Raw genomic sequence first — 17,048 nt, forward strand, 5'->3', positions numbered from 1 at the left:
TCTGTATCTACCGATCTGTCGGCATCTGTCGGTTCAGGCGGGTGCGCCAGCGCTAGCGTAACGTATCGAAGCCTTTCGGGGCGGTACGTTACGGCTGACTGAATCGCACGCTACAGCACGCTACACTTTGGTTAAAGGGCAGGTTATTCTACCTCTACCAATCTGTCTACTTGCTTCTGGACTCAGCTTAAGCGCTTTGCCGCCAAACCCTATGAGGTGCGGATTACTTCGTCTTCGGGGTTGACCAGCCGCAGCAGCTTTTGCTTGAGTTGAGAGTCAAATACTTCCCATTTGAGGCGGGTGTAGTCGCTGTTTTCGTTGAAGCCAGAGAGAAAGCCCATCGGAATCTCGAAGCCACCTGCCATCGATCGCCCGCCGCCAAAGTATCGTCCTTGGGCATCTTGTCCGAAGGCTTCCTTGATGAATTCATCGGGGTCGAGGGTCAGCTTGTTGGTGCGGAGGGAGCCGATGACGATTTCCAGGTCTTCGTCTTCGTCGTGGACGATGCCATAGACTACGGCCGTGTGGACGTTTTCTTCTGTGACCAGGAAATCGGCTGCCTGGGGAATGGCATCCCGGTCGTCGTAGCGCAGATAGCCGACCCCGGCGATAGAGAAGTTGTTGCGAATGATGCGGTTGCGGAGCGATCGCTCGATTACGTCCATCACCCGCTTTGAGCGAGAGGATTGCAGCACTGCATTGAGCAATTGTGCGTCGGCGTAGCGGCTGAGGTAGGCGGCCGCCAGAAAGTCTTCTTCTTGAGCCTGCATCAGCCGATTGGTATCGCAGCGTAGCCCGTGCATCAGCGCCGTGGCACACTTCACATGCTCATTGTTGCTGCTGTCTAGCCGCACCATCCCTGCCTGGATATATTGCGTCAGGATGGTTGCTGTGGCGCGAGACTGGGGGCGAATGTCGGAAAATTCGGCGTGCAGATCGCCCTGCAAGCTGTGGTGGTCAATGACAACCGCTACGGGAATCTTGAGTTGCTCGATCAGCGACAGCAGTTGGGTGGTTGTGCCCTGGTTATCGACAAACACCGCGCCACCATAGACGGACAGGTCTTTTTCCTTAGCGGCTTGATAGCTCCAGCGCTGCACCGGCAGCCCTGTCAGCCGCACCAAGGCAATGTTTTCCTGGTGGCTGAGGGTGCCTGCGTAGACAATGTCGCAGCGAATGTTGAATTGGTCGGCGATCAGCTTGTAGACCCAGGCGCTAGAGAGGGCATCGGGGTCGGGAAAGTCTTGCAGGATGATCAACTGGCGATCGCCCCGATGCTGTTCCAACAACTGTCGCAAAGCGGCGGTCTTTTGCTCCGTTAGCCGTCGTCCTTGGGGGGTCGAAAGCGTCCAGTCGGCTCGCCGTTGAAAGGGGTCGTCGCCGTCTGCGGGGGGGCGATCGCCCGCGCCAAAGGCAACCGAACCAGACCCTATATCCGTCGGCAGTACATCTAGAGAAGGAACTGAATTCAATTGCATAGCGTTGGAAATTGATGTCAAAACACGGATACTAAGTTACGCTTGCACGTTGCGCTTACAGGCTGCTTCTAGGTTGCTTATAGGCTGCTTCTAGGCTGCTTCTAATGCGTTGCGTTCACGGGTTGAATTCACGGGTTGCAACGATCACTTGCAAAGCTTAAATCCACCGTATGGGAGGGCAGCATCTCCAGTCAACCGAGTGGGCGATCGCTCATCAATCCTTTTTCTCTTTACATTTCTTTTTACAGTCCCCGTTCCACACAGCCCTCTAAACTGTGCGCTCTGCCAAACCCGCGTTGTCAAGTAATTTCAAGGCGTTCCGCGCCCAAGTCGAGGTTCGCTTGATTCCCCTACTGCGATCATGACAAAAAAAACAGTGCTTCGCAGTCCACCCAAGGGCCAGTTTCCCGACCCTTCGCCAGACGTAGCCCCAGAACCCAAAACCCTTGTGGAACCAGGGTTGGGCGATCGCCCAAGCAAAAACCCCCGTGCGATCGCCGCACAGGGGTCATATGCCGATGACATACTTCTGCCATTCTTGATGCACACCGCTTTTTATGTGTTTGGTGACTTCAAAATATAGCCCGCTGTGGGGGCGATGGGGTGGACGGCGTAAAATCATGTTGGCTTCTTTGGGCGTGCGGCTTCCTTTTTTGACGTTGCAGCGGACGCAGGCGGTCACAATGTTTTCCCAGGTATCTTCGCCCCCGCGCGATCGGGGCAAGACGTGATCCAGCGTTAGCTCGTCGCCTGTATAGCCGCAGTATTGGCAGGAATGGCTGTCTCGGTGGAGGATATTGCGGCGAGTCAGCGGAATTTCTTTGTAGGGAACGCGGACGTAGTGGCGCAACCGAATCACCGTCGGCAGGGGAAATTTGTCATACACAAGCTTGCCGTTATGCTCGACTTGCTCCGCCTTTCCCTTAATCAGCAGGATCACTGCCCGTCGCCAACTAGTAATGTTGAGCGGTTCATACGAGGCGTTGAGAACCAGAACCTTGCCCATTGATGGCTGGATTTATAAAAAGGTTTAAAGGATGTTAACACGCATACTAGCATAGTTAGCACTTGACCAGAGAGTGTGTGAGGAGTGGGGTATGTTGAGCTGGGAACACACGCCAAGCCTGATCCCGATGCAGCGGGAGCGGGCCTGGGTGGAGATTGACCTATCGGCGCTGGCCCACAATGTCCAGCAGTTGCAGATGCGGCTGGCAGCGGGGACGGAACTGATGGCGGTGGTAAAGGCGGATGCCTATGGACATGGGGCCGTGGCGATCGCCCAGTCTGCCTTGCAAGCTGGGGCGACCTGGCTGGGCGTGGCCACGATTCCCGAAGGCATTGAGCTACGCGAGGCCGGCATTCAGGCTCCGATTCTGCTGCTGGGCGCGACGAATACAGCAGAACAGGTGCAGGCGATCGCCCGCTGGCGGCTCCAGCCGACGCTCTGCACCCCCCGGCAAGCGCTGGTTTTTTCGGAAACGGCAGGCAAGCTAACCCTGCGGCAGCCGCTTCCGGTTCATCTGAAGCTGGATACGGGGATGTCTCGGCTGGGTGCGCCCTGGCAAGATGCGGCGGCGTTTGGGCAACTGGTGCAGGGGTTGCCGCACTTGCACATTGCCAGCGCCTATTCTCACCTGGCGACGGCGGATGAACCCGATGAAACGGTGATGCGGCTCCAGCAGCGACGGTTTGAAGCGGCGATCGCCCAAATGCGGCAGGCAGGGGTGAATCCACCAAAGCTGCACCTGGCGAATTCGGCGGCAACGCTGGCAGACTCGGCGCTGCACTACGACCGGGTGCGCGTGGGGCTGGCGATGTACGGGCTATACCCTGCGCCCCACCTGGCTCAGGGAATTGACCTGCGCCCAGTGATGCAGATCAAGGCGCGAGTGACCCAGGTCAAGGCGATCGCCCCTGGTACGGGGGTCAGCTACGGCTATCGCTTCATTGCCGACCGAGACATGACCATTGCGACGGTGGCAATCGGCTATGCTGACGGCGTGCCGCGCAACCTGTCGAACCGGATGACGGGGCTGGTGCGGGGGCAGAATGTTCCCCAAATCGGCGCAATCACGATGGATCAAATGATGCTAGATGTCAGCACCATTCCCGACCTGCAAGAGGGCGAAGTGGTGACGCTATTGGGGCAAGACGGACAGGCGCGAATGTCCGCCGACGACTGGGCCGAGACGCTGGGCACGATTTCCTGGGAAATCCTGTGCAGCTTCAAGCATCGCCTGCCCCGGCTGACCATCAACCCGCCGCAGCCCGTGCGGGGTTCCCAACCTGCTACAGCACACCCTTCGAGCTAGGAATCGCCCCGCCCCGGCGCGGGTCCACTTCCACCGCCATCCGCAGGGCGCGGGCAAAAGCTTTGAACGTCGCCTCAATAATATGGTGGGAGTTGATGCCATCAAGCTGGCGGATGTGCAATGTGATCTGGGCGTGGTTGACTACGGCGACAAAAAACTCGCGCACCAGTTGGGTGTCGTAGGTGCCGACGCGCTGGGTGGGAATTTGCAGCCCGTAGCTGAGGTGCGGCCGACCCGAAAAGTCCAGTGCCACCTGCACCAGCGCCTCGTCTAATGGCGCGACGAAGTGCCCAAAGCGGTGAATCCCCTTGCGATCGCCCAGTGCCTTGGCCAGCGCCATGCCCAGCGTAATGCCCACGTCTTCGTTGGTGTGGTGATCGTCGATCTGCACATCGCCCGTTGCCCGCACCTCTAGGTCGATTAGCCCGTGCGACGCAATCTGATCCAGCATGTGGTCGAGGAACGGCACGCCCGTCTGCGCCACGCAGCGCCCCTGCCCGTCTAGGTTCAGGCTCACCTGCACGTCGGTTTCTTTGGTGGTGCGGCTGATGGCGGCAGTGCGATCGCTCGTGACACTGGAGGAATTCGGAGTAGCCGTTACGGGTTCGCGGGTCTGCATGGGGAATCCTGTAAGACGAAATATCTAGCCATTATCCCAAATGCTGTAGCGCTGGATAAGCTTCGTCCAACCGTCTGCCTCAAGCCTCGCCCCAACCCCTAACCCCCCATCAACGCGGATGCTGCTGCATCAACGCCCGCACCTGCTCGGCGTGATAAGAACTGCGCGTGAGCGGCGAAGACACGACCTGCAAAAAGCCCATCGCCTCGCCCGCCACGCGCCACGCATCGAACTGTTCCGGCGTAACAAATGCCTGCAACGGCAAGTGTTTGGGGCTAGGCTGGAGATATTGCCCGATGGTGAGGATGTCGCAATCCACCGAGCGCAAGTCCTGCATCACTTGGCGCACTTCCGCATCCGTCTCGCCCAGCCCCACCATGATGCCCGACTTGGTGTAGACCGAGGGAGCCAGTTTGCGCGATCGCCTTAATAACTCCAGCGTGCGGGCATAATCGCCCTGCGGACGCACCCGCCGATACAGCCGGGGAATCGTTTCCGTATTGTGATTCAGCACTTCAGGACGAGCCGCGAGAATTTGCGCCAGCGCGTCCCAGTTGCCGCAGAGGTCAGGAATCAGCACCTCAATGGTCGTCTGGGGCGATACCCGCCGCACGGCTTCGATACAGCGCACAAACTGGGCCGCGCCGCCGTCGGGCAGGTCGTCCCGGTTCACCGAGGTGATCACCACATGGTTCAGCGTCATGCGGCGCACGGCCTCCGCCAGGTTTTCTGGCTCTTGCGGGTCGAGCGCTTTTGGCTTTTTCTCGAAGTCGATATCGCAATAGGGACAGGCGCGGGTGCAGGCAGGGCCCATGATCAGAAACGTCGCTGTGCCCGCATTAAAACACTCGCCAATGTTGGGACAGGAGGCCTCCTCGCAGACCGTGTTTAGCCCCAAATCTCGCAGGATTTCTTTGACCGTTCCGACTCGCTCCCACTGCGGCGCTTTTACCCGCAGCCAGTCTGGTTTCGTTGGCTTGACCGTCACGCGCTGTTGCCCAAATCACACTGTTTGAATTATAAAGGCTGGGCTGATTGCAGCGTGTGATAGGCTAGAATGTCTGAGGTAGATTTCTAAGTTTTAGATTTCGCCAGCGGGATGTAGCGCAGCTTGGTAGCGCACCTCGTTCGGGACGAGGGGGCCGAAGGTTCAAATCCTTTCATCCCGATTTTTAGATTGATCTCCAGCATATTGGCTGGACTAAGCCGAGATAGCGCTCAGCTTCTCGCATTCAGGAGTGATCGCAGAGCGCGATCGCCCCTTTGCGCCAAACTTCTAACTAAAAAGCGGCGCTGGGTTCGTAGGTCAGCACCGCCTTCGCAGAAGTTTTATGACAACCCTCAGACTCAGCCAGGCTCAGACGGAGAACTGGGTGGAGTGGCGATCGCCCCATCTTCCACCTGTCCCTCTTTCGCCTTAGCGCGTTCCTCTTTCTTCTTGCGGTCTGCCTTCAGGATGTCCTCCAATACAGCCCGCGCTTGGGTCATCTTGTCTAGGTTGCTGCGATAGAGTTCCAGGTCTTTCTGCATTTTGTCGGCAGACAGGTTCAGCGCATCGCCAAGGGACTGAAGCGCTGCCGCTCGGCGAGCCTCGTCCTTCATCATGTCGCCGTCCATCTGCTCCAGCAGAGTATACAGCCCAATAGCAAACAGGCGGCTGTACTTAAAGTTTGGGTTGCTCGCCACGCCGCGCAGCACGCCAACCAACCCATCCGTCGGTTCCGTCGATTCTCGCACCTTGGACACCACATCCTCTGGCGAGAGATGCGCCGCCTCTGCCAGCAATCGTTCTGCATCTTGCCGATAGACTTGGGGATCGCCGCCAACCGCCTGACACAGGGCGTTGAAAATCGACTCCTGATCTTTTTCAGGACGATAGCCCTGCATGAAGCGATCGTAGGTCGTCACCACGCCCAAGGCATATACCGGGTCATAGCGAAAATTAGCGTTGACCAGGAGCAAATGCGTTTCTACCATCAACTCCTCCACCACGCGCCGATAGATCGAGTTAATCGGGCGCGTGTGCAGGCTGTAGAAGGCACGCTTAGTATCTGAAACAGTGCGAACGTCGCTCACGGGAAGTCTTAAATTATTGTGATCCCATTATCCCACATCGCGGAGGAATGGGGCGCGATGGGACACGAGGCGGCGGAATCCTTGGGGCGATCGCCCAGTTCCTGTCCGCGTTTCCCGGCTCATCAGCCCGTGGCCACACTCCGGGGCACGCCTTCTAGCGCCTCTTCCTCGGTCTCAAAAATTTCAAACACCGAATCCATCATTGTCACCTCAAACACCAGCTTGGCTTCGGGGTGGACATTGCAAATGCGGAAGCTGCCCTTTACTTTGTCGGCATCGCGCATCCCAGCCACCAACGACGTGAGGCCAGAACTGTCGATAAAGTTCACCTGCGACAAATTCACGACAATGTGGGGGCTGAGTCGGGAAATCGACTCTTGCAGCTTCAGGCGAAACTGCCAGGCCGTTGTGATATCCAAGCGTCCGGTGGGCATCAGGACGATGACCGTTTTCCCGTCTGGAGTGGTGTGTGTCCGCTGCTCCATAGTGTTGCTTCAGTCTCCCCTTTGTCCGAAAGGTTTGTAAAAGTTTCTACCAGTGTTCCCAAGAAGCGACCCCCGCCAAACAATCTACAAGAAAACTCGACGCGGCCAGGAAACCCATCAGGTTAACAATAGCCGACAGCGGGTTTAGGTTTCAGTAGAGTTTATTGCGCTGGAGCGGGAGGCTATGTGGATTTTGGATTTTGGATTTTGGATTAGCGAGTTTGCAGGGTGGATCGAAAGATCGGGGTTGACCCGTGGATTGCAAAATTAGGCAGAATGTTAGGGGTTCTGTCTTGACCCAGCAAACCGGATGACGCAATCCATCCAGCCTCTTTCAGAAGCAGTCGTCAATCTCATTGCAGCGGGCGAGGTGATCGACTCGCTGGGGGCGGTGGTGCGAGAACTGGCGGAAAACGCGCTGGACGCGGGCGCAACTCACGTCAGCATTGCCGTATGGCCCGAGCGGTGGTCGCTGCGCGTGGCGGACAATGGCAGCGGCATGAGCCATACCGATTTGCGCCAAGCGGCCGCGCCTCACAGCACCAGCAAAATTCACGCTAGCGAAGACTTGTGGAGCATCCGCAGCCTGGGTTTTCGGGGCGAGGCGCTGCATAGTTTGGCGCAATTAGCCGATCTGGAAATTGGCAGCCGTCTAGCAGACTCGACGGAAGGCTGGTGGGTGCGCTACGACCGCCAGGGCAACCCCGTCTCGGAAACCACGGTGGCGATCGCCCCTGGAACAGTGGTCACGGTTTCGCACCTGTTTGGCAACTGGCTGCCTCGCCGCGAGGGATTGCCGCCGATGACCCAACAACTCCGCGCCATCCAGCAGGTGGTCTATCATCTGGCGCTGGGCCATCCGCAGGTGACGTGGGTGGTTCAGCAGGGCGATCGCCCCTGGTTTAGCTTGTGGGCCAGCCAGACGGCGAGACAGGTCTTGCCGCAAATCCTGCGCGACGTGCAGCCGGGGGATTTGGTGGAGGTTGAGCTGGGAGTTGGGTTGGGAGCGGATGGGAGTGGTGAGGACGCAAGCCCGCCCCATCCCCCGCGCTCTATAGTCCTGATGGGTCTACCCGACCGCTGCCATCGCCGCCGCCCAGACTGGGTAAAGGTGGCAGTGAATGGGCGGGTCGTTCAGCTTCCAGAACTGGAGCAGACGATTCTGGGCGCGTTTCGCCGGACGCTGCCGCGCGATCGCCATCCCGTTTGCTTCTTGCATTTGCGTCTGCCGCCGGAGCAAATTGACTGGAATCGCCACCCGGCCAAAGCCGAGATTTACCTCAAGGACCTGGATCGGCTGCAAGCGCAGGTGCAGGAGGCGATCGCCCACGCCCTCAGCCTTCATGCCCATAGCCTCAGCGACACCGCCCATAGCCAGCGCCTAGGGCAAGTGCTGCGGGCTGCCGAGTCTGGGGGGGGCTACAGGCTGGGCAGCCTAGACAAACCGAACCAGCCCATCGGCGAGGACTCTCGTGAAGACTCTTCTGAGGAACCTTCTGCACCTGCGTTCCCGCTTTCTTCCGCGACCACTCCGCTGCGGGCGATCGCCCAGGTTCATAACATGTACATCCTGGCAGAACACCCCGCAGGCATCTGGCTGATTGAGCAGCACATTGCCCACGAGCGGGTGTTGTATGAGGAACTGTGCGATCGCTGGACCGTCGTGCCCCTCGATCCGCCTGCGCTATTGCCCAACCTCTCGACGGCCCAAGTCGAACAACTCGTCCGCATTGGGCTGACGGTGGAACTCTTCGGGGACGCACTGTGGGCCATCCGCACGGCTCCGGCTCCGCTGGCGCAGCGGGAAGATTGTACAGAGGCCCTGCTGGAACTCAGCTTGGGCGGCGATTTGGAAACGGCGCTGGTGGCAACGGCCTGCCGCACGGCTATCCGCAATGGCACGCCGCTGGCCCTACCCGAACTGCAAACCCTCCTCGATCGCTGGCAGCAGACCCGCAACCCGCACACCTGCCCCCACGGTCGCCCGATTTGCCTGTCGCTGCAAGAGTCTAGCCTGTCGCGCTTTTTCCGGCGGCATTGGGTGATCGGCAAGAGCCACGGAATTTAGAAATTTAGGGGTTGAAGTTTAGGGATTGCAGATGTGATTTTGTCCCCAAAGAACTGCCTACGGCTGAGGAGAGGCTTCCAGCGTAACGGCTGTACCGCCTTCTTCTTGCGGGGTCGGCCGAGGCGCTTGTTCTGGTGCCAGCGTTTGGATGGTGAGCGCCTGGGGTGGCGTGGCATCGGGCGGGTAGAGCAGTTCAACCTGCACCTGACGGCGATCGCCCCGTCTCAGGTTTAAGGTCAACAGCGGCTCGCCCTGCTGTCCTCGTCGCTGCACCACATGCACATAGCGGGTCTGGGCCACTCCCCAATCGTTCACATATCGTAGCCGCAGCGTCCCTCGGAAAAAGATGCGGCGATCGGGCGGACTCAGGAACCGCAATGCCTGCCCCCGCAGCGATTCATCCTTCATTGGCGTTTGGAACAGCAGCGCCACGGTCTGCTCCTGATTGGTGTTGTTATACAGCGGCAGCGTCAGGTTGTAGCGCACGCCATAGTTGCCATGCCCCCGATAGGCGGTATCTGGATAACGAACCAGCATGGGCGCACTCTGAATTTGCCCAGTGCCCAGGGTATGCCGATCGACCGTGCTAATTGCATAGGAAATCGCTCCGCCCCGCTGGGGAATCGTCAAGTGATCAACCCCATCGCCATCTGTCAGCACAGCATCCCAGCGAGAACCCTGCGTCACGCCAGATACCCGGCTGTAATAAAACCGACCAATTTGGCGGGCATTGGGCGGCGTTGGAACACGATCGCGCGGCCCAGCCACATCGCCCTGCTGCAAGAGTGCTAGCCACTCCTCCATACGGGGCGATCGCTCGGTGCCGTTGCCATTCACCCTGGCAAACATGCCCAAACTCGCCAGATGCACGGGGCCATCGCTGGACAAGTGCAGCAGCGCCGATCGCCCGTTGATGGGCAAATTCGCATGGCGCGGACGAGTCGGGCGACGCGCCTCGCCATTCTGCACAATATCGGCTGCCTCTGCCGCGTCTAGCCCCATATCTTCCGGATCGACAATGGGCAACGGCTCACGATTACGGTAAGATTGCAAGCTCCGCAGGGGAATGGGTTCATTCAGCAACAGTTGCACATACCGGGGTGGAATTGTTACCCGCTCCGGCAAAATGGCCTGACTTAGCCCTCGCAAGATGTCGCCCATTGTGCGGCTGCCTGGCCCTGCAAACACTGTGGGTCCGGCGTTTGCCACGTAGGAGGGCAGATCGTAGAACGGGGCCTCTTGGCTCAGGTAACTCGCAGACTGATGAACCTGAATCGTCACTGGGCGATCGGATGGATTGTAGGCCAGAAGCCCAATGTAGAGCGTCCGCACGTCGGTTGGCGTGCGCCCTTTGGCAATGTGATGGGCAAACACATCAAAGCGCCCTTCAAAGGCGTAGTTCAAGTGGGCAGAGGGAACGCGCATCCCTTGCGGGGGAAAGGTGGACAGCAAGATGCCTTCTTGCTGCACCAGTTCCGGACTGTTGCTATTAAACACGGGCACCGAATCAAGCTGCCCCGGTAGTGGGCGCACCTCCTGAGCTTCGACCACATGGCTGAGTCGTGGGGTCGGTGGAGGTGGTGTAGGGATGTAGACCTCGGCCGGGGTGGCTTGAGCAAGGGGAAACAGTGGCAAAAATGGAAGCATGAGAACCTGCGAGAAACCCAAATCTAAAAGACTTCAAATCGCCCTGAAAGGGGCAAAAGCAACAGGACAAATCAGGTCAGCTCAAGCGGGAATGTCGAGCTTGAGCAGATCGAGTGAACTTAACCCAAAAAGCCCCGATTTTTACTTTTGGCAAAAGCACCTGAGGAGTGCGCTTCGTCCTCAAAAGCGGATGTGCTAGTCCGCCTATCGCGCTGAGCCGCGCCTTCTAGCGGTCAGCGGTTTACCAGAGTCAAAAGCGCATCTGTAGACAAGTCCCAAGGGAAAGGGAGGATCGACCGTGGTCCACAACGCAACGCCTTGCAATGCAACGTCTGATACAACGTCTCACCATATCACTCCAAACCACTACACACTACTTTCACAACTAGGGCACACCCGGAAGTCGTGACAGCGAGCAAGGGGGGCGTAAGCTGCTAGTCGCGGTTCCTCAATCAGGTTACCCAAAGATTGACCAGAAGACACTTGCACCTAATGTCTCAGCTTGGAAACCCTGTCAAAACTATACGGGAAATTGGCACAAGATGAAGAAATCCTAAGGGAGTTGGTCCAGGATTTTTTTATGCCTGGTCGAGGTTTATGCTTCCTTTCAGGAAAGAAGGCATAAGTTCATCAAAAATTCATAAACTAAATCCACAAACCAGCGTGCGAACCAGGGAGGACTTCTTCAGAGAAGTGGGTCAAGAATTAAGAGTTCCCCGCGTCACGCCGAGCTGATTTTGTAGCTTGAGATCTTTCCACAGCGCAGTTCCGCTCAATGTTCCCTCCAGCAGCGCTTGATATCGCTGGATGGTTTGCATGACCTGAGCAGGCGTTTCGTTGAGAAATTCTAGGCGAAACGCCTGCGCCCCAAGCTGCATGAGTCGATGAACCGCTTCTGCTCCAGTTTGGGCAGTGCCGTTAAAGACTGTGTTGCGACAGCCTGCGTCGGCTTGCAGGATATGCTCTGTGCCCGTGCGATCGCGCAATTTGACTACCTGCTTTTCGCAGGGGCGACCGCAGTTTGTATAGTCTGTCCCCTGGGACAGAAACGCGCAAAAGACGCAGTGTTCCATGTGAAACATGGGCATGTGCTGGTGAATTGTGATCTCAAACCAGTCTGGTGGGCAACTGGTCAATAGGCCCTCTAGCTGCTGGAGGTTGAGATCGTAGGACGCGGTGAGTCGCTCTAGCCCTGCCCGTCGAAAGTAGTCTGCGGAGAGCGCGTTGGCTACATTCAGCGAAAAATCGCCGATACGACGCTGGTCGGCGAAAAACTGGAGATGGTCGTAGTTTCGCACCAGATAGCCATCTGCTTGGGCATTCTTCACCTGCCGCAAGATCCAGGTTTCGCTAGGTTTGGTGATGCGGGGCGGCGCAACGAAAATTTCCAGGGAGTCAGAATCGGGGTGACTCCGAACCAGCCCAACCGCTTCGCGGTATCTGCGTGGGTCTTCAAATTCGCAGTAGAGCGTGCGGAGTCCGGCACTGAGGGCGGCCTGAAGCTGGGGCAGGGTGCGGGTAAGGGCGATTAGGCTAGGGGACGCGGAAGAGCGGGAGGGAGCAGGAGCAGCGGGCAGGAGGGTGTGGAGGGTGGTGTGGGGGTTGAGATGCCAGGGTTTTGGCTGGGTGCGCTGGGCTTCGAGCTGGGCGACGAGTTCCCGACGGAGGCGGTTGAGTTCGCTGAGGGGCAGCATGGTGGCGTTGCCCAGGTGATTTTGCACGACATCGAGATAGAAGGGCGTGTTGCCGAGCCGTCCCAATTGTGCCCGCAGGCGTTCGGTGGTGAGGGGCTGGGTTTGGGCGATCGCCAGGGGCAGTTCCGATTCTACCTGGGCGATGTGGCCCTGTTCGTCGCGGGCGATCGCCACCAGCGGCTGCCCCGCTTCCCCAGAAACTTCAATCGTAATTGGTCGCTGAACCTTGGGCGTATCGCCTGCATAGCTCTGGCGAAGCTGACGATCTAGTTCGGGGTCGCTAGTTTTCCAGAGGCGATCGCCCACGCGCACCCGCCGCCAGTCTATTGCGCCGCGCCCAAAGGTGAGGGTTGCTTCGTCACCCTGCATTTCGACAGAATACACCCGGCCGCCTTCTTCTGGGGCATCGGGGTGGCCGCTGTCGAACACCACACCATCGCCCGGTTTTAGCGGAGCCTGGAGCCTGATCATGGCTCGCTCGTTGCGGATGCGGGTCACTTCGCCCAGATACACGCCCCGCTTTTTGCCAAATCGCGCATGGACAAGTTCCTGGTTGTTGATGCCGCGAAACCAGCCCGTGTAGAGGCCGCGAGAGAAAGCCATTTCAAGGTTGTAGCGGTCTTCAGGGGGTGAGGCGCTGGGGCGTTCTGCGAATTCATCGCTCTGGCGCTCTGAGACCATCTGCCAAACCCGATTGAGCGCGTTGCGATAGACCCGCGTGACGTTGGCGACGTATTCTGGCGATTTCAGGCGACCTTCGATTTTCAGGCAGGCTACGCCTGTGGCTACCAAGTCGGGCAATACGTCGAGTCCAGATAGATCCTGGGGGCTGAGCAAATAGTGGCGATCGCCCAAATCCACCTTCTGCCCGTCTGAAATGAGATCGTAGGGCATTCGACAGGCCTGGGCACACTCGCCCCGGTTGGCAGAGCGGCCGCCGAGGGATTCGCTGGTCAGGCATTGCCCAGAGTAGGCGACGCAAAGCGCCCCGTGGACAAAAACTTCCAGCGGCATGGACATCGCGCGATTCGCGCCGCGATCCCTGAGGGAATTGCCCAGTTGCTGCTGGATCTTTCGGATATCCTTCAGCGAACACTCGCGGGCCAGCACCACCAAGTTGCAGCCCAGCGCTTGGGCAAAGGCGACCCCGGCAGCGCTGGTGATGGTCATCTGCGTGGAGGCGTGGATGGGGAAGTCGGGCGACAGGTGGCGAATTAGGCGGCAAATGCCGATATCTTGAACAATCGCCGCATCTACGCCTGCCGCGATCATGGTTCGCACATACTGCTCGGCTTCGGCGAGTTCTGCCGGAAAGACCAGCGTGTTCAGCGTGACATAGCCCTTCACGCCGCGCCGATGTAGAAATGCCATCAATTCCGGCAAATCGGCTTCGGTAAAGTTTTGCGCCCGCATTCGCGCATTAAACCGATCCAGCCCGAAATAGATCGCGTCGGCTCCGTTTTCGACCGCAGCACGGGCACAGTCCCAGTTGCCGGCGGGGGCCAGCAGGTCTGGGCAGCGCAGTGGGGCGATCGCCACTGGACTCGAAGACAGCAGAGTATCCATAACGCTGTATCACGCTGTAGCTGAGAGGCTATTTAGGAGCGATCTAGGGGCTATTTAGAAGCTATTTGGCGCTATTTGGTGCTATTCGGGCGCTATCGGTGGCTCAGTCCGCAGAGATTTCTTGCGCCTCGCGCTCATCGGCTTCTGGTTTTGCCCCAGAAGGAACTTCGAGCGGCGGCGCATCGGGTGGGGTGTGGGCTTCAGCAAGGGGCGCAGAGCCAGACTCAGCGGCGATCGCCTCCGGTTTGCGCTCCGAAAAGCCCCAGACAAACAGCAGCGCAATCACCGAAATCATGGCCCACTGGGGCGGCACAAGGCTATCGTTGAACACCCTGATCAGCAGGCGCAGCCCCACCAGACCCACGGTGATGTAGCCCGCGTCTTCCAGATGGGTATATTCATCCAGCCAGCGGATAAATAGCCCCGCCAGTAGCCGCAGCGTAAGAATACCGATCAGCCCGCCCGTCAGCACCAGCCACACTTCCTGAGACAGGGCGATCGCCGTGGTAACGCTATCCAGCGAAAATGCCAGATCGGTAACAGCAATGATTGGAATTGCCTGCCAGAGTGATGTAAAACGCGGCCCGTGGTGGTGGTGTTCGCCGTCCTCCGTTTCATCGGACGTGAAATACTTAAACACTAGCCAGAGCAAATAGAGCGCACCTGCCAGCTCAAACTGCCAAAACCGAATCACCCAGGTTGCTGTCAGAATCAGGATGACCCGAAAAATAAACGCGACGAGTAGCCCCAAATTCAGCGCGTCTCGCTGCATTTTTTTGCCGTCTAGCCCTTGGGCGATGGCCGCCAGCGCGATCGCATTGTCGGCGGATAGCAGCGTTTCGAGGGCCACTAGCACCGTCAGCAGAAGGAACGTGTCTACACCCAGGTTGGGAGACAAGTCGAGCAATCTATCTAGCATGGCGGCAATCTCTAGGCAAACAGCAACGCAAACAGCAAACGCAAACAGCAATACGTCTGCAAGAATCTGTAAAAAACTCTGCTAAAAAGCAGCAGATCAACGCAAGTTTGACAAACTGCGTCTCTCACAGCATATCGAATTTAAACCCAAATCTTTGTCTCAGAAAATTCCAGGGATGAATCCAAAGCTTTTGCGGGTTCAGCAAAAACGTCTGACCCTCGCATGAAATCCGACCTCGACCTTGACCCGACTCGCTTCGTTGGGCTGAAATCCGGGTATGGTGAGGAGGCGATCGCACCATGCAAACGCGCCCGCTGCTACACTGCTTCTCCGATCGTTCCCTCCAGTGGTTGGTCATGTCGTCCTTTTCTGCTGATTCTGCTAGAAACCTGCTTGAGAACTTGCCTGAGAACCTGCCTGAGAATTTGCCCGCACTGCTGGCGCGATTTCGGGCTATGTATCCCTTCGCCAGCCTGATTACCGACCTGCTGACCGTGCAAAACGGGCGCTATATCGTGCGGGCTAGTGTAATCGTGGGTGGGCTGACGCTGGCCACTGGGCTGGCCGAAAGCGCCAGTATCGAAGACGCAGAAGACCGGGCACGAGGGCGATCGCTCCAGGCGTTGGGGCTGCATGGACTGGGCATGAATGACGGATCAACGGACTCTGTCCAAACCTCTGTTCAGACCCCTAGGCAAGTCATTGGGCAAATAACGGGGCAAATCGGTGGGCAACCGGGCGGGCAGTTGAGTAGGCAACCGGGCGGGCAGTTGAGTAGGCAACCGGGCGGGCAAATTGGCGAGACTGATGGACAAACGCCTGAATTTGCGCCGATGGATACAGCCTGGAATCTTTCACCGAGCGGTTTGCCCAGCGCCAGTTTGCCCGTGGAGAGTGCGGGGTCTGCGATGCCGCCGATCGCCCCAGCGCGTGACCTTGCCACCGAAGCGGCGACACTCCCTATGGAGAGCGACTGGGACAAACCCGACCCGCTTGACCTACCCCTGCCGCCCGAAGACGAGCTAGACTCTGGCCCCGTCGTGGCAGATTTTTACGCCCATATTTCCGCATCCGACGACGGTTTTTCAGAAGCCTCCGAACCCGTCGATTTGTCTCAAATCACCAAGCCCGCCTCGCAGATCGGCGCAAAACCCTCTCGCAAGAAGTCCGCCAGCCCGCCGCCCGACCCCGAACCCGCGCCGCCTGACCCCGCCCCCGCCTCCATCGACTTTTCTGATATCCTCGCCCAGACCGATGTGGAACTGCGCCGCCTGGGGTGGGATGCCAAGCGCGGCCGCGAACACCTGAAAGCGACCTACAGCAAGCGATCGCGCCAAGAACTCAACGAAACCGAACTCTACGACTTTCTGGATTTTCTCAAGTCTCAGCCCAATCCCTAACCTACAGCGCTTCATCCTCTGCTTAATCCTCGAATGTCTCTAGATGCAATAGATGCGATCGCCGCTCAACTCGAACGCTTCGCCACGGTGCAGTATCCGCTAGAAGTGTCGGCCGTGATCACCTCAGCCCTATCGGGGATGATCGCCGCTCGCAAGAAAGGGCTGGATCTGGTGGGTGTGTATGCGATCGCCTTTGTGAATGCATTTGGTGGTGGCACTCTGCGGGATGTCTTGCTCGATCGCCGCCCGTTTTTCTGGGTGCGATATGAAGGCTATGCGGTGCTGGTGCTGCTGCTGGCGGTGCTGTATGTCTACGGGTCGCGCCTGCTGAAGCCAGTCAAAGCGCCTGCCTATCGAGTCTTTGCGCTGTTGGATGCCTTTGGGCTGGCGCTGTTCAGCATTTCCGGTACGGCCTTTGCGCTGGAATATCGAATGCCGCCGTTCACCGCGTCGCTGCTGGGCGTGATTACGGGCGTGGTGGGCGGCGTGTTGCGCGATATCCTGCTGGTGCAGATTCCCGTGGTCTTTCGCAAAACCGCTACGCTCTACGCCACCTGTGCTTTTGTCGGCTGCTGGGTTTATCTGGTGCTGGTGCTGTGGCAGGTGGATATGGCGATCGCCACCGTTGCCGGGTTTTGCACCATCGTTCTGCTGCGGATGCTAGCGCTGCGCTACAACCTGACGCTGCCCACCCCACGAGAGGAAGAATAAAATGAAAATCAGGGATGGCTTGAGCAGGGCAATGAGCTAAGGATGAGAATTAAGGGCCGTCAAGTATCTGGTG

13 protein-coding genes and 1 tRNA gene are annotated in these 17,048 nt (G+C 58.3%); 5 read left to right on the forward strand and 9 right to left on the reverse strand.

Going from position 1 to position 17,048, the window contains the following annotated elements; genetic code table 11:
• Window positions 1-209 precede the first annotated feature (209 nt).
• Together HNI00_RS02475 and HNI00_RS02480 are read right to left on the reverse strand one after the other, a co-directional pair.
• Window positions 210-1,478, reverse strand: a complete 1,269-nt coding sequence (locus HNI00_RS02475; protein WP_316790374.1) for a DHH family phosphoesterase — start codon at window positions 1,476-1,478, stop codon at window positions 210-212.
• A gap of 508 nt (window positions 1,479-1,986) precedes the next feature.
• Entirely contained in the window at window positions 1,987-2,484 is a 498-nt protein-coding gene (locus HNI00_RS02480) for an HNH endonuclease (RefSeq protein ID WP_172353809.1), read from the reverse strand.
• 91 nt (window positions 2,485-2,575) lie between these two features.
• Between HNI00_RS02480 and alr the strand changes: the two genes are divergently transcribed.
• A complete protein-coding gene (gene alr, locus HNI00_RS02485; protein WP_316790377.1) occupies window positions 2,576-3,790 on the forward strand; it encodes an alanine racemase in 1,215 nt (404 codons plus the stop codon).
• On the opposite strand, the gene hisB is transcribed toward alr, so the two are convergent.
• A complete protein-coding gene (hisB, locus tag HNI00_RS02490; protein WP_297078531.1) occupies window positions 3,768-4,409 on the reverse strand; it encodes an imidazoleglycerol-phosphate dehydratase HisB in 642 nt (213 codons plus the stop codon). The two genes, alr and hisB, sit on opposite strands and share 23 nt — an antisense overlap.
• A 109-nt stretch (window positions 4,410-4,518) precedes the next feature.
• The gene (lipA, locus tag HNI00_RS02495; RefSeq protein WP_316790379.1) at window positions 4,519-5,397 is read right to left on the reverse strand and encodes a lipoyl synthase; all 879 of its coding nucleotides are present in this window, start codon (window positions 5,395-5,397) and stop codon (window positions 4,519-4,521) included.
• Between the two features lie 107 nt (window positions 5,398-5,504).
• Between lipA and HNI00_RS02500 the strand changes: the two genes are divergently transcribed.
• Window positions 5,505-5,578 (forward strand) — tRNA-Pro (locus HNI00_RS02500).
• Between the two features lie 178 nt (window positions 5,579-5,756).
• On the opposite strand, the gene psb29 is transcribed toward HNI00_RS02500, so the two are convergent.
• The gene (gene psb29, locus HNI00_RS02505) at window positions 5,757-6,485 is read right to left on the reverse strand and encodes a photosystem II biogenesis protein Psp29 (protein WP_316790381.1); all 729 of its coding nucleotides are present in this window, start codon (window positions 6,483-6,485) and stop codon (window positions 5,757-5,759) included.
• Between the two features lie 122 nt (window positions 6,486-6,607).
• A complete protein-coding gene (locus HNI00_RS02510) occupies window positions 6,608-6,970 on the reverse strand; it encodes an STAS domain-containing protein (RefSeq protein ID WP_172353804.1) in 363 nt (120 codons plus the stop codon).
• A gap of 310 nt (window positions 6,971-7,280) precedes the next feature.
• Here HNI00_RS02510 and mutL point away from each other — a divergent pair, with 310 nt between their 5' ends.
• A complete protein-coding gene (gene mutL, locus HNI00_RS02515; RefSeq protein ID WP_316790384.1) occupies window positions 7,281-9,038 on the forward strand; it encodes a DNA mismatch repair endonuclease MutL in 1,758 nt (585 codons plus the stop codon).
• Window positions 9,039-9,095: 57 nt separating this feature from the next.
• Here the strand turns inward: mutL and HNI00_RS02520 are convergent, their stop codons facing one another.
• The 3 genes from HNI00_RS02520 to HNI00_RS02530 all read right to left on the reverse strand — a co-directional run bounded on the left by HNI00_RS02520 (window position 9,096) and on the right by HNI00_RS02530 (window position 14,864).
• Window positions 9,096-10,685 (reverse strand): DUF3370 domain-containing protein, encoded by a 1,590-nt coding sequence (locus HNI00_RS02520; RefSeq protein ID WP_316790386.1) that lies wholly within the window; start codon window positions 10,683-10,685, stop codon window positions 9,096-9,098.
• A gap of 698 nt (window positions 10,686-11,383) precedes the next feature.
• Window positions 11,384-13,945: a U32 family peptidase gene (locus tag HNI00_RS02525; RefSeq protein WP_316790388.1), complete on the reverse strand. Its 2,562-nt coding sequence runs from the start codon at window positions 13,943-13,945 to the stop codon at window positions 11,384-11,386.
• Between the two features lie 103 nt (window positions 13,946-14,048).
• Entirely contained in the window at window positions 14,049-14,864 is an 816-nt protein-coding gene (locus HNI00_RS02530; protein WP_316790390.1) for a TerC family protein, read from the reverse strand.
• 299 nt (window positions 14,865-15,163) lie between these two features.
• Between HNI00_RS02530 and HNI00_RS02535 the strand changes: the two genes are divergently transcribed.
• Window positions 15,164-16,264 carry a hypothetical protein gene (locus HNI00_RS02535; protein ID WP_316790392.1) on the forward strand — a complete coding sequence of 367 codons (1,101 nt, stop codon included), beginning with the start codon at window positions 15,164-15,166 and terminating at the stop codon, window positions 16,262-16,264.
• Window positions 16,265-16,297: 33 nt separating this feature from the next.
• Complete coding sequence (locus HNI00_RS02540) at window positions 16,298-16,975, forward strand: trimeric intracellular cation channel family protein (RefSeq protein ID WP_297074965.1); 678 nt, start codon at window positions 16,298-16,300, stop codon at window positions 16,973-16,975.
• Window positions 16,976-17,048 lie beyond the last annotated feature (73 nt).

The sequence above is a fragment of the Thermoleptolyngbya oregonensis NK1-22 genome, assembly GCF_032705245.1.
GTDB classification, from domain to species: Bacteria; Cyanobacteriota; Cyanobacteriia; order Elainellales; family Elainellaceae; genus Thermoleptolyngbya; species Thermoleptolyngbya sichuanensis.

What these genes read in the sequence shown, in the direction of transcription:
- HNI00_RS02475 (WP_316790374.1), bottom strand. Translation starts at nt 1,478, where the DNA reads ATGCAATTGAATTCAGTTCCTTCTCTAGATGTACTGCCGACGGATATA.
- HNI00_RS02480 (WP_172353809.1), bottom strand. Translation starts at nt 2,484, where the DNA reads ATGGGCAAGGTTCTGGTTCTCAACGCCTCGTATGAACCGCTCAACATT.
- alr (WP_316790377.1), top strand. Translation starts at nt 2,576, where the DNA reads ATGTTGAGCTGGGAACACACGCCAAGCCTGATCCCGATGCAGCGGGAG.
- hisB (WP_297078531.1), bottom strand. Translation starts at nt 4,409, where the DNA reads ATGCAGACCCGCGAACCCGTAACGGCTACTCCGAATTCCTCCAGTGTC.
- HNI00_RS02510 (WP_172353804.1), bottom strand. Translation starts at nt 6,970, where the DNA reads ATGGAGCAGCGGACACACACCACTCCAGACGGGAAAACGGTCATCGTC.
- mutL (WP_316790384.1), top strand. Translation starts at nt 7,281, where the DNA reads ATGACGCAATCCATCCAGCCTCTTTCAGAAGCAGTCGTCAATCTCATT.
- HNI00_RS02520 (WP_316790386.1), bottom strand. Translation starts at nt 10,685, where the DNA reads ATGCTTCCATTTTTGCCACTGTTTCCCCTTGCTCAAGCCACCCCGGCC.
- HNI00_RS02525 (WP_316790388.1), bottom strand. Translation starts at nt 13,945, where the DNA reads ATGGATACTCTGCTGTCTTCGAGTCCAGTGGCGATCGCCCCACTGCGC.
- HNI00_RS02530 (WP_316790390.1), bottom strand. Translation starts at nt 14,864, where the DNA reads ATGCTAGATAGATTGCTCGACTTGTCTCCCAACCTGGGTGTAGACACG.
- HNI00_RS02535 (WP_316790392.1), top strand. Translation starts at nt 15,164, where the DNA reads ATGCAAACGCGCCCGCTGCTACACTGCTTCTCCGATCGTTCCCTCCAG.
- HNI00_RS02540 (WP_297074965.1), top strand. Translation starts at nt 16,298, where the DNA reads ATGTCTCTAGATGCAATAGATGCGATCGCCGCTCAACTCGAACGCTTC.